Below are 15,266 nucleotides of genomic sequence, written 5' to 3'. Positions count from 1 at the left end.
AAATCCTCGAAAACAAAGAAAGCCCAACGGCGATTGGCCGTTGGGCTGGGGGCGCTTCAGTGCATTATTGCGCTTTTTGCGGCTGTTGCGCTTTCCAGGCCTTGAACTCAGCCCACTCGGCGCGACGCTCGGCCTGTTTCTTCTGGATCGCGTCGAATTCCTTTTGCTGCTCGGGCTTCAACAATCCGCGGATCTGGGCATCGACCTTCTGATGCCGGGCCTGCATTTCATCCTGCATGGCTTTCTGGTCGGCTGGCGACAGCTTGGCCAGGTACTTGTCGACCAGTTCGCGTTTTTTGTGACGTTGTTCGTCCATGATCCGGCGGATCTGCTGGCGTTGTTCGTGGGTCAGGTCCAACTGGCTGTACGGACCTTTGCCGTGCATCTGGCCGCCGTGACGCGGGCCGTCCATCGGCCCCATCGGGCCGGCGTCTCCAGGCATGGCCATGGCAACGGTTGGCAGGGCGGCAGCGAACATCAGAGCGATAAGGGTCTTGCGCATGGTGTGTCTCCTTGTCTCATTCCCGGTCAGTTCCGGATGTGTGCAGATTACGGAGATCAAGGTCAGCGGCGGTCAGGGGTGGGTAAAGCTTGGGTAAAGAGGGTTTGGTGCGATCCTGACAAAACGCTCGGAACGACCCTGTGGCGAGGGGATTTATCCCCGATGGGCTGCACAGCGGCCCCTGAGGTCTATGGGATGTAACCGGTGATAGAAAGATTTTGGGGGTGCTTCGCACCCCAGCGGGGATAAATCCCCTCGCCACAGAGGGGATTTTAAAGGCTGTAGTAGTAACCCCGGCTACGCAGCGCCACGATGCGTGGGCGACCGTCAGCGTGGGGGCCGATCTTCTTGCGCAGGTTGCTCACGTGCATGTCGAGGCTGCGGTCGTACAGGGTCAGCTTGCGACCCAGGGCGATCTGCGCCAGTTCCTGCTTGTCCAGCGGCTCGCCCGGCTGCTTGAGCAGCGCTTCGAGCAGGCGGCTTTCGGAAACGGTGAGGGTCTGTTCCTGTTCGTCGATGCTGACCACGCCACGCACCGGGCTGAAGGTCAGGTCGCCCAGTTCGATCTGGCTGGGTACGGCCGTCGGGTGGCTGCGGCGCAGCACGGCGCGCAGGCGGGCGGTCAGTTCCCGTGGATCGCAGGGCTTGGCCAGATAGTCGTCGGCGCCCAGCTCCAGGCCAAGGATGCGGTCCAGCGGTTCACCCCGGGCCGACAGCATCAGCACCGGCAGTTCCGGGTGATCGCTGCGCAATTGCTTGAGCAGTTCCAGGCCACTGCCGTCGGGCAGCATCACGTCCAGGACCACGGCAGCCGGGGCGGTTTCGGCCAGGGCCTTGCGGGCACTTTGGCCATCGTGACAGGCTCGGGCCTGAAACCCTTCCTGGCTCAACCAGCTTACGAGGAGCTCACACAGCTCCTGGTCATCATCTATCAGTAACAGCTCGCTCATGACTCACTCAATTTAGCCATTGCCGACGTTGTCTACGTCCACCGCTGGCAAAGATACCGCAGAGCAAGGCCAATAGCGCTACCCCGGCGCCGATGACGAACCATTGCTGTTGATCGGTCAACAGGCGTGGCAGCGGGCTGGCCTGGGCTTCCTTGAGTTGCAGCTTCAATCGCTGGTTCTCCTGGCGCAGCCGGGCCAGCACGGCGCTTTCGCGTTCACTGTCGGCATTTTGCAGTTGTTTGCTCAGTTCTTCGCGCTGGCGTTCGCTGTCTTTCAAGCGTTGCTGCAATTCGGCGATCTGGCCGCCGGCGCTCAGGGACAAGGGCGCCGAATGACTGCCCTCGGTGCTTTCCTCGCCATGGGCGGGCGCTCCGATCGCCAACGACACCAACAACAGGCACAACGGACCTTTGCGCATTGCAACTCCTGAATTCCAATCGAGATTAGACAGGTTGTCGGCAGGCGAATGAGAAAGATGAGCAACGAGGGCAATGAGCCGGGGAGGCCCATCGCGCCAGGGGGGGATTTACGGCAGGACTTGCTTGAACGGCTTGACCACGACATCGGCGTAGACGCCGGCCGCCACGAACGGATCGGCCTTGGCCCAGGCTTGCGCGGCGGCCAGGGAGTCGAATTCGGCCACGATCAGGCTGCCGGTGAAACCCGCCGCGCCCGGGTCATTGCTGTCCACCGCCGGGTGCGGGCCGGCCAGCACGATGCGACCTTCGGCCTTGAGCTGTTGCAGGCGCTCCAGGTGGGCCGGGCGCACGGCCAGGCGTTTTTCCAGGGAGTCGGCGACGTCGGTGGCAATGATTGCGTAGAGCATGTCAGTCCTCGGTTTTGGGCGTGGTGGGGTCGGCATCATGCAGGTGACGGGACAGGTAGATGCCCTGGCCAATCAGGAACAGCAACGTCATGCCCAGGCTGCCGAAGACCTTGAAGTCGACCCAGTACGCCTGGAACGTGAACGCAACGAACAGGTTGGCGGCGCCGCAGAACAGGAAAAACGCGATCCAGGCGATGTTCAACCGGGCCCAGATCAGTTCCGGCAGGTTGATGGCATGGCCCATGATGCGCTTGATCAGCAGGCGGTCACCGATGAAGTGGCTGCCGATGAACGCGAGGGCGAACAGCCAGTTGACCACCGGGGCCTTCCACTTGAGGAAGGTTTCGCTGTGGAACGCCAGGGTCAGGCTACCGAACACAAGGCAGGCGATCAGGGTCAGCCACTGGCTCTTCTCCAGCTTGCGCTGGGACACGAACAGCGCGCCGTAGACCACCACGGAGCTGATGATCAGCACCGCGGTAGCGCTGTAGATACCGCCTACAGTCAAGGAGTGACCGGCGAACTCGACGACCCGGGGATCAAGTTTGTAGACGATGAAAAACAGCAGGAGCGGGATGAAGTCGATGAATTGTTTCACAGTGGCAGCCAGAAGCAGGATGTGGCGGCATAATAACAAACATCCTTGGCCGCGATAGGGCCAGCTGATTTGAGGTAACAAACTCTCGTGAATGTTGATTTGCACTGCCATAGCACGGCCTCCGATGGCGCCCTGGCGCCTGCGGTTCTGGTGGCGCGGGCGTTCGAGCACGGCGTGCGAGTCCTGGCCCTGACCGATCACGACACCCTCGAAGGCCTCGACGAGGCCCGCAGTGCCGCCACGGCGCTGGGCATGCAGTTGGTCAATGGGGTCGAATTGTCCTGTACCTGGGGCGGGGCGACCATCCATGTGCTGGGCTACGGTTTCGATGTCAATGCGCCGGCGCTGGTCGAGGCCATCGCACAATTGCGCGACGGGCGCTGGCTGCGTTCCGAAGAGATCAGCCGCAAGCTGGCGCTCAAGGGCATGCCCGGTGCACTGGACGGCGCCCGGCAGATCCAGCAGGAGCTGGGCGACAGCGGCAACGCACCGGCCCGGCCTCACTTTGCCGACTGGATGGTGCGCGAAGGGTTCGTCAAGGACCGCGCCGAAGCGTTCCGCAAATGGCTGGGGGCCGGCAAGCTGGGGGATGTGAAGCAGCACTGGCCGACGCTGGAAGAAACCGTCCAGACCCTGCGGGCCGCTGGCGCCTGGGTCAGCCTGGCGCATCCGTGGCACTATGATTTTACCCGCAGCAAGCGCCGCCGGCTGGTGGCCGACTATATTCAAGCGGGGGGCCATGCCATCGAGGTGGTCAACGGCCATCAGCCCGCCGAGCAGGTGGGCAGCTTGGCGATCCTGGCCCGTGAGTTCGGTCTGCTGGTGACCGCCGGCAGTGATTTCCATGGCCCTGGGGGCTGGTCCGAGATCGGCGAATACCGCCCGTTGCCGGACGATCTGCCGCCACTATGGTGTAGATTCAAACATGATCCCGTTACCGCCGCCGTCTGAACAGGTAGAACACGTGAGTCAATTTTTCCAGATTCATCCGGAAAACCCGCAACCGCGCCTGATCAAACAGGCCGTTGAAATCATTCGTAGCGGTGGCGTGGTGGTCTATCCCACCGACTCGTCCTACGCTATCGGTTGCCAGATCGGCGACAAGAATGCCGTGGAGCGTGTCAGACGCCTGCGTCAACTGGATGAAAAGCACAATTTCGCGCTCATCTGCAGCGACCTCTCGCAGTTGGGCCTGTTCGCCAAGATCGACACCGGCACCTTCCGCTTGCTCAAGGCCCATTTGCCGGGGCCGTACACTTTCATTCTCAATGCCACGCGGGAAGTCCCGCGGCTGTTGCTGCACCCGAAGAAACGCACCATCGGCCTGCGGGTGCCGAGCCATCCCATCGCCCTGGCGCTGCTGGCGGAGCTGGGTGAGCCCCTGATGAGCGTGACGCTGATCATGCCCGGCGACACCGAGCCGTTGACCGATCCCTATGAGATGCGCCAGATACTCGAGCATCAGGTGGACCTGATCATCGACGGCGGTTTCGGCGGCATGTCGGCGTCCACCGTGATCAACCTCGCCGACGGCGAACCCCAGGTGGTGCGTGTCGGTTGTGGCGATCCGACGCCGTTCATGGTCGAGGCCTGAGTGTCCGTAGTGGAAACCGCCGTGGAAAGTGCCGACAGCCAGGCCGGCGCGCAGCAGGAGCTGCCGTTCGCCATGGTCTATGGCCAGGCGGTCATGGAAATGCCCCTGGACCTGTACATTCCGCCGGATGCGCTGGAAGTGTTCCTCGAAGCCTTCGAGGGCCCGCTTGACTTGCTGCTGTACCTGATCCGCAAACAGAACATCAACATCCTCGACATCCCCGTGGCGGAAATCACCCGCCAGTACATGGGCTATGTCGAGTTGATGCAGTCGGTGCGCCTGGAACTGGCGGCCGAGTACCTGGTGATGGCGGCCATGCTGGCCGAGATCAAGTCGCGGATGTTGCTGCCGCGCTCGGCGGAGGTCGAGGAGGAAGAAGACGACCCGCGGGCCGAACTGATCCGGCGCTTGCAAGAGTACGAACGCTTCAAGGTCGCCGCCGAAGGCATCGACGGCTTGAGCCGGGTGGGGCGCGATGTGGTGGTGCCCAAGCTCGATGCGCCCGAAGCGCGGGCGCGCAAGCTGTTGCCGGATGTGAGCCTGGAAGAGTTGCTGATGTCCATGGCCGAGGTCCTGCGCCGGGGCGATATGTTTGAAAGTCACCAAGTCAGCCGCGAAGCGCTGTCCACCCGCGAGCGCATGAGCGATGTGCTGGAGCGGCTCAAGGGCGGCGGCTTCGTGCCGTTCGTCGAGCTGTTCACCGCCGAGGAAGGGCGGTTGGGGGTGGTGGTGACGTTTATGGCGGTCCTGGAATTGGTCAAGGAATCCTTGGTCGAGCTGGTGCAGAATGAGCCGTTCGCAGCGATCCATGTGCGGGCACGAGCCGAATAACGAGCAAATCAATGAATCTGACTGAACCCCGCGAGCTGGCCCCCTTGCTTGAAGCCTTCCTGTTGGCCTCGGGAAAGCCGCAATCGATGGAGCGCCTGTTCGAACTCTTCGAAGAAGGCGAACGACCCGAGCCGGCCGTCTTCAAGAAGGCTCTGGCGTTGTTGGGCAAGTCCTGCGAGGGGCGGGCTTTCGAACTCAAGGAAGTGGCGTCCGGCTATCGCCTGCAGATCCGCGAGAAGTTCGCGCCCTGGGTCGGGCGTCTATGGGAGGAACGGCCGCAGCGCTATTCCCGAGCACTGCTCGAAACCATGGCGCTCATCGCCTATCGCCAACCGATCACCCGGGGCGAGATCGAAGATGTGCGGGGCGTGGCGGTCAACAGCAACATCGTCAAGACGCTGTTGGAGCGCGAGTGGATCCGTGTCGTCGGCTATCGTGACGTGCCGGGCAAGCCGGCGATGTTCGCCACCACCAAGGGCTTCCTCGATCACTTCAACCTGAAGAACCTGGATGACCTGCCGCCGCTGGCCGAACTGCGGGAGCTGGAACCCGAACCGATGCTGGAGTTCGACGACGCCCCGGTGCCACAGGGCCTGCAGGAATTGGCCGACGCCAGTGCCGAGCCTGAGGAGCCCAAGGAGGAAACCAGTTTCCATTCGTTGTTGCTGGAACTGGACACCATGGAAGAAGGCCTCAAGACCGACTTCGACGACTTGCTGCGCGAGGGGCCGGGGCCTGAAGGCGAGACGGATGAGTTGCCTGAGCCTGACAGCGAGTCGGAACCTGAGCCAGAGCCAGAGCCAGAGCCAGAGCCAGAGCCAGAAGAAGACATCCTCGGCGTGGCCGAAGCCCGGGAAAAACTGCTGGCCGCCGTCGCCGCCCTCCAACCGCCGGAACCCGAATTGAGCGACGAAGAAGCCGAAGCCCGCGCCCTGGCTGAAGCGATCGAAAACGAACGGCGCAAGTTCGACGACTGATCCGATTTTTTGGTGATTGGACCTCTGCTATCGCGAGCAAGCTCGCTCCCACAATTGATCTTCAGTGTTCATGGGGTCCGAATACCCACAGAACCCTTGTGGGAGCGAGCTTGCTCGCGATAGCGGTGGGTCAGTCAACGAAGATGGTGAGGGTAATGACGCTATCGCGAGCAAGCCCGCTCTCACATTGGATGGTGCGGCGTGTCACCGGTCGGCGGAAAAAGCGTCGGGCGTTCGTCGATCAGCTAGTCTCTGATGCGCTATCGTCTCAACGAGCGTATGATTCGCGACCCTTTGGCGATCCCTTCGCCGAAAGACCCGTTTCCAAAGTGTCAGGCCAAGCCTGACCCGACCACACCGGGAGGTGCCCAGAATGAAAGACCAAGATCAGAACGACAGCCAGGAAATCGGCCCAGCGGGCGAGAAGCTGCAAAAAGTCCTCGCCCGTATCGGCGTCGGTTCGCGCCGCGACGTGGAAGCCTGGATCACCCAGGGCCGGATCAAGGTCAACGGCAAAGATGCCACCTTGGGCCTGCGTGTCGACATGCACGATGCCATCACCATCGATGGCAAGGTGATCAAGCGCGAAGAGGCCGCCGAAACGGTGCGCCGCGTGATCATGTACAACAAACCCGACGGCGAGATCTGCACCCGTGACGACCCGGAAGGCCGTCCGACCGTGTTCGACAAGATGCCGCGTCCCAAAGAAGGCCGCTGGATCAACATCGGTCGCCTGGACATCAACACCACCGGTTTGCTGATGTTCACCACCGACGGTGAACTGGCCAACCGCTTGATGCACCCGTCCTACGAAATGGACCGCGAATACGCTGTGCGCGTGCGTGGCGAAGTCGACGACGAGATGATCGAGCGCCTCAAGGCCGGCGTTGTGCTGGAAGACGGCCCGGCGCGTTTTACCGACATCAAGCAGGCGCCCGGCGGTGAAGGCTTCAACCACTGGTACCACTGCGTGGTGATGGAAGGCCGCAACCGTGAAGTGCGGCGTCTGTGGGAGTCCCAGGGGCTGGTGGTCAGCCGCCTGAAGCGCGTGCGTTTCGGCCCGGTGTTCCTCAACTCCGATCTGCCGATGGGCCGCTGGCGTGAAATGAGCCAGTACGAAGTCGACATCCTTGCTGCCGAAGTGGGTCTCAAGCCGGTGGCAATGCCGCAAATGACCGCCAAGAGCAAGGACAAGCTGGAGCGGATGCAGCGTAAGTCCTCGCGTCCGATGGGCAAGACCGAGCGCGTGCGCACGCTGCGTCCGGCTGCCGAGGGCGCGCCGACTGGCCCACGTCCTTCGCGTGAGCCGCAGATCGAAGGCGAGCGCCCGGCCCGCAAGCCTGCGCCACGCCAGGACGGCGAACGTGGCCCACGCACGCCGCGTCCGGCCAATGGTCGGACTGAGCGTGGCGAAGGTCGCGGCGCCCCGGCTGGCCGTGGTACGCCAGTCGCCGATCGCCCGGCCGACACCAAGCGTCCGGCCAAGCCAGCGCCGAAAAAGCGCCCGGGTATTGTCCTGGCCGACCGCGACGCGCCATCGGGCAAGCGCCGTGGTGCACCGACAGGTTCGGGACAGCGTCCGGGGTTCGGGCGTCGTAAGCCGGAGTGAGGCCGCTGTGAGCTTCTAGCTGCAAGCTGCAAGAAAAAACGGCAACCACTAGGTTGCCGTTTTTGTGTCTGGCGTTATTGATACGGTGCCGGTGCGGCCGTCTTCGCGAGCAAGCCCGCTCCCACACTTGATCTTCAGTGAATAGAATATTTTCGTCGGCGTCGCTTCATTGTGGGAGCGGGCTTGCTCGCGAAGAGGCCAGCAGCTCCACACCACGATCCAGAGACTGCTCGCCCTTTCTTGCCGCTTGAAGCTCGCCGCTTGCAACTGCCCCTAAAGCACAAACCGCCCATCAAACATCCGCTCATTATCCAACGCCAACACGCCACTCTCGAAAATCAGATCCAGGTGATGGCTGCCCTTGGCCCCGCCACCCAGTCCCAGGTGCAGGCCGCAGTGGCGCTCCTCGAAACCGGCATTGCGGGCGTACAGGCTCTTGACCCCTTCGTTGGTGCCGATCCCCAACTCCTCGATGCGGCGGTTGGATGGGTTGGCGTCCAGGTACTTGTTGAAGTCATGTTCCAGGCCCGGCACGTCGGTGGCGATTTTCTGGATGGTCGAGTCTTCGATCCACAACTCCAGCGGTGATTGCAGCACGCCGTATTTGCGGGCGAATGGAATGGTGCTCAGGAACGTACCGACGAATTTCACCCGGCCATTGATGGTGTCGCTGTGGGTGGCGATTTCGCCAGGAGCCAGGTCGTAGTTGCCGAGGCCGTTGATGTCGGTCCATTTCTTCACGCTGCCCAGGGCGGTGTCGAAATACGAACCGTGGTCATCCTGAAAACTCAAGGTCGTCGCCTGGGACATGCGCCGGATCAGGTGACTGTTGAGCCCGGCGATACGCTGGGGAATCACGCTGAAGGTGTCGTAGAAATAATCGCCATAGTCCTTGAACAGCAGCGATTTTTTCCAGTTGTCGGCCATGACGCCTTGCAGCGCGCGGACAAACTCCGGGCCGTCGGGGCGTGGGTTGGGCAGGGTGGAAGAGTCGTAGAAGAAAATGTACAGATCGCTGTCGGCAATGGCCTTGGACAGGCGCTCCGTGGACTCGAGGTCCAGGCGCATGGCGCTGAACCTGAAGGGCGTGTCGCTGCCCGCCTGTTCGGCAATGGCGCCGGTCAGCGCTTCGTAGTCAGCGGTATGACCGAGCAACACCTTGGCGGGCTGGATACCAGCCAGGGCGGGATGGTGTTCGAGGTAGTAAAGGAAATGTGAGATGGCTCGTTGTGTGTCCATGCTTATTCTTCCCTGACAAGTTCATTTGACTTCCCTGACAACCGGCAAAGTGTGGCGGAGTCGACCGGCCGGATCGCCTCCGCCGGGTCGAGGCCTACAGAGGCCACATCGCCGTGCCGAACGGAACGACGGCGTCGGCTTGCATCATTTCAACGGCGGCTTCATGGGTAGGGGCTTCAAACCATTCGTCCAGTTGAAGTTCGGTTTCCAAGTCTTTGTCCAGTGCTTGCATAGTGAATCTCCTAGATGACTTTTACGGAAATGAGCGGGCCGGTCGGCCAGTGGAAACCGACCGCAAGCGGCACCGCAAAACTTGTCGGCACGATGCCTTGGCAAGTCGGTGAAAACCTAGTCGAGGGTTTTTTGGAATGCAAAAAGAAATTTTATTTTTTTCAGATGAACTTTTTGTTCTATTTTTGGCGGTTTTTTTTGCTCATGTAAAACAATTGGCTGTGAGGTTTATTCATTAGCTAGCTTCCTACCGTCAATTTCCAGACGGATGACAGAAAATTCCTACATGGAAAAATTGCGTTACGTGTTGTAAAGAAATGCTGACGAAATCGGGCTGTCGCATCGATCCCAAATACCTGTCCCGGCGAATGTAAGAAAAAGCTTCCATCAGACGCTTCAAACGGCGTTTTCCAGGGAATGGGGCGACTTGTTTCCGCCTCTGGGGCAGGGTCAGATGCGTGCCATGCCTTGTGATGGTGTCTGGCGGCAAAAGGTCGGCGGTGTACAATGCGCCGCGTTTTACTGTGACCCTTCGCGTACCCACGCACTTTTCAAGGTTATCCGCCTTGTTCACTCCGCCACGCCACAAGCGTGTCGGGTTCGATTTCGTCACAGATAAAAACAAACAGGTGACGCATGACCGTTGTAAATACGCTGAATTCCTGGTGCCTGCGCTGGGGTTTGATGGGCGCTGCTTGACATCCATTTGAGCGGCAACGTCCTACGAACATCATCAAACCTTGCGTGAGACCCTTTTCATGAGTGGACAAAACTCGCATTCAGGCGAGCTGAAACGCGGCCTGAAAAATCGCCACATCCAATTGATCGCCCTCGGCGGCGCCATCGGTACCGGTCTGTTCCTGGGTTCGGCCGGGGTGCTGAAGTCGGCCGGTCCGTCGATGATCCTCGGTTACGCCATCTGCGGCTTCATCGCCTTCATGATCATGCGCCAGTTGGGCGAAATGATCGTCGAAGAGCCGGTCGCCGGCTCCTTCAGCCACTTCGCCCACAAGTACTGGGGCGGTTTCGCCGGGTTCCTGTCGGGTTGGAACTGCTGGATCCTCTACATCCTGGTGGGCATGTCGGAGCTGACCGCGGTCGGCAAGTACATCCATTACTGGGCCCCGGACATTCCGACCTGGGTGTCGGCGGCGGCGTTTTTCATCCTGATCAATGCCATCAACCTGGCCAACGTCAAAGTCTTCGGCGAGGCCGAGTTCTGGTTCGCGATCATCAAGGTCGTGGCAATTGTCGGCATGATTGCCCTGGGCAGCTATCTGCTGGTCAGTGGCCATGGCGGCCCGCAAGCGTCGGTGACCAACCTATGGTCACACGGCGGGTTCTTCCCCAATGGCGTGAGCGGCCTGGTGATGGCCATGGCGATCATCATGTTCTCCTTCGGTGGCCTGGAAATGCTCGGTTTCACTGCCGCCGAGGCCGACAAACCGAAAACCGTGATCCCCAAGGCCATCAACCAGGTGATCTACCGGATCCTGATTTTCTACATTGGTGCGCTCGTGGTGCTGTTGTCCCTGACCCCGTGGGACAGTCTGCTGACCACCCTTAACGCGTCCGGCGATGCCTACAGCGGCAGCCCGTTCGTGCAGGTGTTCTCGATGTTGGGCAGCAACACCGCCGCGCACATCCTCAACTTCGTCGTACTGACTGCCGCATTGTCGGTGTACAACAGCGGTACCTACTGCAACAGCCGCATGTTGCTGGGCATGGCCGAGCAGGGCGATGCGCCCAAGGCCTTGGCAAAGATCGACAAGCGTGGCGTACCGGTGCGTTCGATCCTCGCCTCGGCGGCGGTCACGCTGGTGGCGGTGCTGTTGAACTACCTGGTGCCGCAGCATGCGCTTGAGTTGCTGATGTCGCTGGTGGTCGCGACCCTGGTGATCAACTGGGCGATGATCAGCTACTCGCACTTCAAGTTCCGCCAGCACATGAACCAGGCCCGCCAGACGCCGCTGTTCAAGGCGCTGTGGTATCCCTACGGCAATTACATTTGCCTGGCGTTCGTGGTGTTCATCCTGGGCGTGATGCTGCTGATCCCCGGCATCCAGATTTCGGTCTACGCGATTCCGGTATGGGTGGTGTTCATGTGGGTGTGCTATGCGATCAAGAACAAGCGCAGTGCCCGGCATGAACTGGCTGTGGCGGCTGCCACCAAGTAAGAAGCCTGAAATACAACAAACCCGGCCAAGTGCCGGGTTTGTCGTTTCAGGCAGGACAACACCTGCTCTTGTGGGAGCGAGCTTGCTCGCGATAGCGGTGTATCAGTCCACATCAATGCTGCTGATCCACCGCCATCGCGAGCAAGCTCGCTCCCACATTGGCTCTTCAGAGTTCACAGAGTGTGTGGTCACCACCACTCCCACAGGGGGCAGGTGTTGTCTAGGGGATTCGCGGTATCCTGTGGGGCCTGATACCGGACACTTTCCATGCTGGCGATTTCCAACACTGTGCATATCCCGGACGCCGAGATCGAGCTGATGGCCATCCGCGCCCAGGGGGCCGGGGGGCAGAACGTCAACAAGGTTTCGAGCGCCGTGCATTTGCGCTTCGACATTCCGGCCTCGTCGCTGCCCGAGTTCTACAAGGAGCGGTTGCTGGCCCTGCGCGACAGTCGCATTACCAGCGACGGTGTGCTGATCATCAAGGCCCAGCAATACCGCACGCAGGAGCAAAACCGGGCCGACGCGCTGGAGCGCCTGACCGAACTGATCCTCAGCGCCACCAAGGTCGAAAAGAAGCGCCGCCCGACCAAGCCGACCCTCGGGTCGAAAAAGCGTCGCCTGGAATCCAAGACCAAGCGCGGCTCGATCAAGGCCGGACGCGGCAAGGTGGATTTCTAGTGCTTCTCCCGCGCTTCACGGTACCGGGGTGCCTGCCGGTACAGGTAGACACTCAGTGCCAACCCGCCCAGGGCTGCCAGGGCGGCGAACAGAAAGATCGAGGCAAAGCCGAAGCCCGCGGCAATCGCGCCGGCCAGCGGCCCGGTGATCCCCAATGACAAATCAATGAACAGCGAATAAGCGCCCACCGCCGCCCCACGACTGGAGGCCGGCACCAGGTTGACCGCTTCCACGCCCAGCGCCGGAAACACCAGGGAAAAGCCGAAACCGCTCAACGCCGCCCCCGCCAGGGCCCAATGGGCATCCGGTGCGAGCCACAACAGCAACAGGCCCAGGGTTTCCACCGACAGGCAGGCAATCGCCACGCGAAAGCCGCCCAGACGGTTGATCAGGTTGCCAAACAGCAGGCGTGCGCCGATGAAGCTGGCGCCGAACAGGCTCAGGCACAGCACGGCGTTGTCCCAGTGCTGCGTGGCGTAGTACAGGGTGATGAAGGTGGCGATGGTGCCAAAACCGATGGAGCCCAGGGCCAGGCCGCAGCCATGGGGCAGGACGCGACCCAGCACGTGCATGAATGGCAGGCGTTCGCCGGCGACGATGGGCGCGGCCAGTTTCGGCCAGGCCAAAGCCAGGCCCAACGAGGCCAGCAGGATAATGCTGACGCCCATGCTCCACAGCCCCAGCGTATTCACCAGCCACACCCCCAGCGGTGCGCCGATCGCCAGCGCACCGTAGCTGGCGATGCCGTTCCAGGAGATGACCTTGGCGGTATTCGCCGCGCCGACCCGGCCGATGCCCCAGCCGATGGAACCCGAGCCGACAAGGCTTTCGGCGCTGCCCAGCACCAGGCGGCCGATGAACAGGCTGGCCAGGCTTAGCATCGGCAGGCTCGGCGTCCAGACCGACACCAGCATGAACACCCCGCTCAGCCCGCAACCGGCGAGGCCGATCATGACCGCACGCTTGCTCCCCAGGTTATCGATGATCCGGCCCGCGTAAGGACGGCTGAGCAGGGTGGCGAGGTACTGGACGCTGATCACCAGCCCGGCAATGACCGCGCCGAAACCCAGTTCGCCGTGGACATACCCGGGCAGCACGGCGAGGGGGATACCGACATTCAGGTAACCAATGAATGTGAACAGGACGATGGAAACGACTTGCAGCGTGACCGCCAGGGGGCGCTGGGAATCTGACATGGGAAAAAGGTCCGCGGAGCAGCAGGATAGATAGGCTGCTTATGATAACGGCGACCGTGGCGTTCGGGCGGGGAAAAGTAAAACTATTTGCCCAATGGTGGCTCAGCTGTCGTGCTGTCCACTGACCAGGCGCGTGGTTACCAGCGCGGCGATGGCGTTTTCTTCGCTGCCGAAGCGAGCCAGCAGGGCCGCTTGTTTCTCGGCGGGAAGGCGGGTCCAGATATCGACCATTTTTTCGGCGGTGCCGATCAGGACGCTGGCCTGGGCTTCGCTGAAGGGAGGGGTGTCATCGCTCATGGGTGGGCACTCGGATTCAGGCAGTGTGGAAAGCGCATCTTAGCGCTTTCCACACGGTCTGGTGGTGCGGGTCAATCAGTCTTCGCTGTCGGCCTGGCGGCGTTCAGCGGCTTCCTTGGGCTCGGGTTGCTGGACATCAGGTTGCCCCCCGGCTTGTAGCGTGGTCGTCTGCTCAGTGTCGTGCAGGCTTGGGAAGGGGAGATTAGGGATCTCGTGCATATCGCGCTCCTCGCAAAGTCTGTGGATAGATCTGGTAGATCCGCGCTTTTACAAAGCCCGGGCAGGATACCCCAGGAGAAATGACAAAAAGACTTTTAAATCCCGTCGGGCCGACAAAAGGGATTGTCTAGACACGTCATGTTCAATAGTCACGTCGCTTGCGAAATGCCCAGCGGCCGGCAATCAGCGTGAAGGTTGCCACCAGTGCCACCAGGATCCAGAAGCCTTCGGGATCGCTGGCAAGCGGCACGCCACCGACGTTCATGCCAAAGAAGCCGGCAATGATGTTGATGGGCAATGCCAATACCGTGACCACCGTCAGGGTGAACAGGGTGCGGTTGCTTTGTTCGTTGAGGTTGGCGGCGATTTCTTCCTGGAGCAGCTTGATCCGTTCACTCAACGCGGTGAGGTCGTTGATGATCAGGGCGAACTCCTCGGTGGATTTGCGCAGCTCCTTGACGTCTTCTTTCTGCAACCATTGCGGCGGGCGGTTGAGCAGACGTAGCAATGAACCCGGCTCCAGGGCCAGCAAGCGCTGCAAGCGCACCAGCACCCGGCGGTTGCTGCCCAGCTCGGCGCGGTTGGTGGACAGCTGCGAGGACAGCAACTGATCTTCGACCTGGTCGACGCTCAGGCTGGTCTTGCGCACGATCTGGGTCAGCACTTCGCCCTGGTCACGCAGCAAGTGCACGAGTAACTCCACTGGCGAGCGAAAGCACTCGCCGGCCTTCACCGACGAGCGCAGCTTGTCGACCGAGTGCAAGGGTTGCAGGCGCGCGCTGACGATCAATCGACTGTGCACGCAAACCCACAATGTGGAGACATCCGAGGACACCATGTTGCTGAGGTTGAACACGACATCGTTCACCACGGCCAGCAACGCCGAGTCGACATGCTCAATGCGGGTCGAGCGCGAGCCTTCGTGCAAGGCTTCGAAAAATTCCTGGGGCAGGTCCAGGTGACCTTTCATCCAGCGCTCGCACGCAGCGTGGGCCAGGTTCAGGTGCAGCCAGAGGAACTCATCCGAGTCTTGCGCGTGTTGCAGGCTCCGTAAGGCCTGGGCCGAATCGATCTCCTGCCCGCGTTCGCCGGGGCGGAAACGGAACCCGTAAAGCAGGCCGAACAGGTCCGGATCACGGTGGCTTTGATCAAGGCTGTGGTTCATGAAGTCTCGCTGGCGGGAAGTGCCTGTCGCGGCTACAGGTTCACTTGAACGCCATCTTCGCAAGCTTTCTTGATGGTTTTGTGACAGTTCCATTCGCACCGCCAAGCTGGCGCTACCGGCAGTCGCCAAGTTTCAAGAATGCCCCGGGCAGGCCGATGCCGTGTACATATCCCC

The 15,266-nt window shown here is 61.2% G+C and carries 19 protein-coding genes; 8 read left to right on the top strand and 11 right to left on the bottom strand.

Going from position 1 to position 15,266, the window contains the following annotated elements; all coding sequences use genetic code 11:
- Positions 1–64 precede the first annotated feature (64 nt).
- The 5 genes from ACMTA2_RS25600 to ACMTA2_RS25580 all read right to left on the bottom strand — a co-directional run bounded on the left by ACMTA2_RS25600 (position 65) and on the right by ACMTA2_RS25580 (position 2,876).
- Positions 65–502 carry a Spy/CpxP family protein refolding chaperone gene (locus ACMTA2_RS25600; protein ID WP_413792304.1) on the bottom strand — a complete coding sequence of 146 codons (438 nt, stop codon included), beginning with the start codon at positions 500–502 and terminating at the stop codon, positions 65–67.
- 272 nt (positions 503–774) lie between these two features.
- Positions 775–1,452, bottom strand: a complete 678-nt coding sequence (locus ACMTA2_RS25595; protein ID WP_413792303.1) for a response regulator transcription factor — start codon at positions 1,450–1,452, stop codon at positions 775–777.
- Positions 1,453–1,459: 7 nt separating this feature from the next.
- Positions 1,460–1,870 (bottom strand): SH3 domain-containing protein, encoded by a 411-nt coding sequence (locus ACMTA2_RS25590; protein ID WP_060740967.1) that lies wholly within the window; start codon positions 1,868–1,870, stop codon positions 1,460–1,462.
- Between the two features lie 108 nt (positions 1,871–1,978).
- Positions 1,979–2,278, bottom strand: coding sequence for a YciI family protein (locus ACMTA2_RS25585; RefSeq protein WP_046062580.1), 300 nt, complete (start codon positions 2,276–2,278; stop codon positions 1,979–1,981).
- Between the two features lies 1 nt (position 2,279).
- Positions 2,280–2,876, bottom strand: coding sequence for a septation protein A (locus ACMTA2_RS25580; protein WP_413792302.1), 597 nt, complete (start codon positions 2,874–2,876; stop codon positions 2,280–2,282).
- A gap of 87 nt (positions 2,877–2,963) precedes the next feature.
- Here ACMTA2_RS25580 and ACMTA2_RS25575 point away from each other — a divergent pair, with 87 nt between their 5' ends.
- The 5 genes from ACMTA2_RS25575 to rluB all read left to right on the top strand — a co-directional run bounded on the left by ACMTA2_RS25575 (position 2,964) and on the right by rluB (position 7,887).
- Positions 2,964–3,827 (top strand): PHP domain-containing protein, encoded by an 864-nt coding sequence (locus tag ACMTA2_RS25575; RefSeq protein WP_413792301.1) that lies wholly within the window; start codon positions 2,964–2,966, stop codon positions 3,825–3,827.
- Between the two features lie 13 nt (positions 3,828–3,840).
- Complete coding sequence (locus tag ACMTA2_RS25570; RefSeq protein WP_413792300.1) at positions 3,841–4,470, top strand: L-threonylcarbamoyladenylate synthase; 630 nt, start codon at positions 3,841–3,843, stop codon at positions 4,468–4,470.
- Between the two features lie 72 nt (positions 4,471–4,542).
- Positions 4,543–5,301: a segregation and condensation protein A gene (locus ACMTA2_RS25565; RefSeq protein WP_490166890.1), complete on the top strand. Its 759-nt coding sequence runs from the start codon at positions 4,543–4,545 to the stop codon at positions 5,299–5,301.
- Between the two features lie 11 nt (positions 5,302–5,312).
- Positions 5,313–6,278, top strand: a complete 966-nt coding sequence (scpB, locus tag ACMTA2_RS25560) for an SMC-Scp complex subunit ScpB (RefSeq protein ID WP_413792299.1) — start codon at positions 5,313–5,315, stop codon at positions 6,276–6,278.
- A 373-nt stretch (positions 6,279–6,651) separates the two neighbouring features.
- A complete protein-coding gene (rluB, locus tag ACMTA2_RS25555; protein ID WP_413792298.1) occupies positions 6,652–7,887 on the top strand; it encodes a 23S rRNA pseudouridine(2605) synthase RluB in 1,236 nt (411 codons plus the stop codon).
- A 273-nt stretch (positions 7,888–8,160) separates the two neighbouring features.
- Here rluB and ACMTA2_RS25550 read toward each other — a convergent pair whose 3' ends face one another.
- Together ACMTA2_RS25550 and ACMTA2_RS25545 are read right to left on the bottom strand one after the other, a co-directional pair.
- Positions 8,161–9,126, bottom strand: a complete 966-nt coding sequence (locus ACMTA2_RS25550; protein ID WP_413792297.1) for a M29 family metallopeptidase — start codon at positions 9,124–9,126, stop codon at positions 8,161–8,163.
- A gap of 94 nt (positions 9,127–9,220) precedes the next feature.
- Positions 9,221–9,358: a hypothetical protein gene (locus ACMTA2_RS25545; protein WP_003178782.1), complete on the bottom strand. Its 138-nt coding sequence runs from the start codon at positions 9,356–9,358 to the stop codon at positions 9,221–9,223.
- Positions 9,359–9,372: 14 nt separating this feature from the next.
- On the opposite strand from ACMTA2_RS25545, the gene ACMTA2_RS25540 reads away from it, so the two are divergent.
- The 3 genes from ACMTA2_RS25540 (at position 9,373) to arfB (ending at position 12,215) form a co-directional block, all read left to right on the top strand.
- Positions 9,373–9,567 carry a hypothetical protein gene (locus ACMTA2_RS25540; protein WP_413792296.1) on the top strand — a complete coding sequence of 65 codons (195 nt, stop codon included), beginning with the start codon at positions 9,373–9,375 and terminating at the stop codon, positions 9,565–9,567.
- 548 nt (positions 9,568–10,115) lie between these two features.
- Positions 10,116–11,534 carry an amino acid permease gene (locus tag ACMTA2_RS25535; RefSeq protein ID WP_413792295.1) on the top strand — a complete coding sequence of 473 codons (1,419 nt, stop codon included), beginning with the start codon at positions 10,116–10,118 and terminating at the stop codon, positions 11,532–11,534.
- A gap of 267 nt (positions 11,535–11,801) precedes the next feature.
- Positions 11,802–12,215, top strand: coding sequence for an alternative ribosome rescue aminoacyl-tRNA hydrolase ArfB (arfB, locus tag ACMTA2_RS25530; RefSeq protein WP_413792294.1), 414 nt, complete (start codon positions 11,802–11,804; stop codon positions 12,213–12,215).
- Here arfB and ACMTA2_RS25525 read toward each other — a convergent pair.
- The 4 genes from ACMTA2_RS25525 to ACMTA2_RS25510 form a co-directional block, all read right to left on the bottom strand.
- Positions 12,212–13,411, bottom strand: coding sequence for an MFS transporter (locus ACMTA2_RS25525; RefSeq protein WP_413792293.1), 1,200 nt, complete (start codon positions 13,409–13,411; stop codon positions 12,212–12,214). The genes arfB and ACMTA2_RS25525 overlap by 4 nt on opposite strands.
- Positions 13,412–13,513: 102 nt before the next feature.
- Complete coding sequence (locus tag ACMTA2_RS25520) at positions 13,514–13,708, bottom strand: hypothetical protein (RefSeq protein WP_413792292.1); 195 nt, start codon at positions 13,706–13,708, stop codon at positions 13,514–13,516.
- Positions 13,709–13,783: 75 nt separating this feature from the next.
- Positions 13,784–13,927 carry a hypothetical protein gene (locus ACMTA2_RS25515; RefSeq protein ID WP_413792291.1) on the bottom strand — a complete coding sequence of 48 codons (144 nt, stop codon included), beginning with the start codon at positions 13,925–13,927 and terminating at the stop codon, positions 13,784–13,786.
- Between the two features lie 142 nt (positions 13,928–14,069).
- A complete protein-coding gene (locus ACMTA2_RS25510; RefSeq protein WP_413792290.1) occupies positions 14,070–15,092 on the bottom strand; it encodes a transporter in 1,023 nt (340 codons plus the stop codon).
- Positions 15,093–15,266: the final 174 nt, after the last annotated feature.

It is taken from the genome of Pseudomonas medicaginis (assembly GCF_965119365.1).
In the GTDB taxonomy this organism is placed as follows: domain Bacteria; phylum Pseudomonadota; class Gammaproteobacteria; order Pseudomonadales; family Pseudomonadaceae; genus Aquipseudomonas.
Note: the sequence above shows the minus strand (reverse complement) of the source record. Positions and strands in the feature narration are given on the sequence as shown.

Excerpts from the sequence above, each read along its gene's own strand:
- ACMTA2_RS25595 (WP_413792303.1), bottom strand. The coding sequence starts at position 1,452 with ATGAGCGAGCTGTTACTGATAGATGATGACCAGGAGCTGTGTGAGCTC.
- arfB (WP_413792294.1), top strand. The coding sequence starts at position 11,802 with ATGCTGGCGATTTCCAACACTGTGCATATCCCGGACGCCGAGATCGAG.
- ACMTA2_RS25525 (WP_413792293.1), bottom strand. The coding sequence starts at position 13,411 with ATGTCAGATTCCCAGCGCCCCCTGGCGGTCACGCTGCAAGTCGTTTCC.
- ACMTA2_RS25590 (WP_060740967.1), bottom strand. The coding sequence starts at position 1,870 with ATGCGCAAAGGTCCGTTGTGCCTGTTGTTGGTGTCGTTGGCGATCGGA.
- ACMTA2_RS25540 (WP_413792296.1), top strand. The coding sequence starts at position 9,373 with ATGACTTTTACGGAAATGAGCGGGCCGGTCGGCCAGTGGAAACCGACC.
- ACMTA2_RS25535 (WP_413792295.1), top strand. The coding sequence starts at position 10,116 with ATGAGTGGACAAAACTCGCATTCAGGCGAGCTGAAACGCGGCCTGAAA.
- ACMTA2_RS25520 (WP_413792292.1), bottom strand. The coding sequence starts at position 13,708 with ATGAGCGATGACACCCCTCCCTTCAGCGAAGCCCAGGCCAGCGTCCTG.
- scpB (WP_413792299.1), top strand. The coding sequence starts at position 5,313 with ATGAATCTGACTGAACCCCGCGAGCTGGCCCCCTTGCTTGAAGCCTTC.
- ACMTA2_RS25585 (WP_046062580.1), bottom strand. The coding sequence starts at position 2,278 with ATGCTCTACGCAATCATTGCCACCGACGTCGCCGACTCCCTGGAAAAA.
- ACMTA2_RS25545 (WP_003178782.1), bottom strand. The coding sequence starts at position 9,358 with ATGCAAGCACTGGACAAAGACTTGGAAACCGAACTTCAACTGGACGAA.
- rluB (WP_413792298.1), top strand. The coding sequence starts at position 6,652 with ATGAAAGACCAAGATCAGAACGACAGCCAGGAAATCGGCCCAGCGGGC.
- ACMTA2_RS25515 (WP_413792291.1), bottom strand. The coding sequence starts at position 13,927 with ATGCACGAGATCCCTAATCTCCCCTTCCCAAGCCTGCACGACACTGAG.
- ACMTA2_RS25600 (WP_413792304.1), bottom strand. The coding sequence starts at position 502 with ATGCGCAAGACCCTTATCGCTCTGATGTTCGCTGCCGCCCTGCCAACC.
- ACMTA2_RS25510 (WP_413792290.1), bottom strand. The coding sequence starts at position 15,092 with ATGAACCACAGCCTTGATCAAAGCCACCGTGATCCGGACCTGTTCGGC.
- ACMTA2_RS25565 (WP_490166890.1), top strand. The coding sequence starts at position 4,543 with ATGGTCTATGGCCAGGCGGTCATGGAAATGCCCCTGGACCTGTACATT.
- ACMTA2_RS25550 (WP_413792297.1), bottom strand. The coding sequence starts at position 9,126 with ATGGACACACAACGAGCCATCTCACATTTCCTTTACTACCTCGAACAC.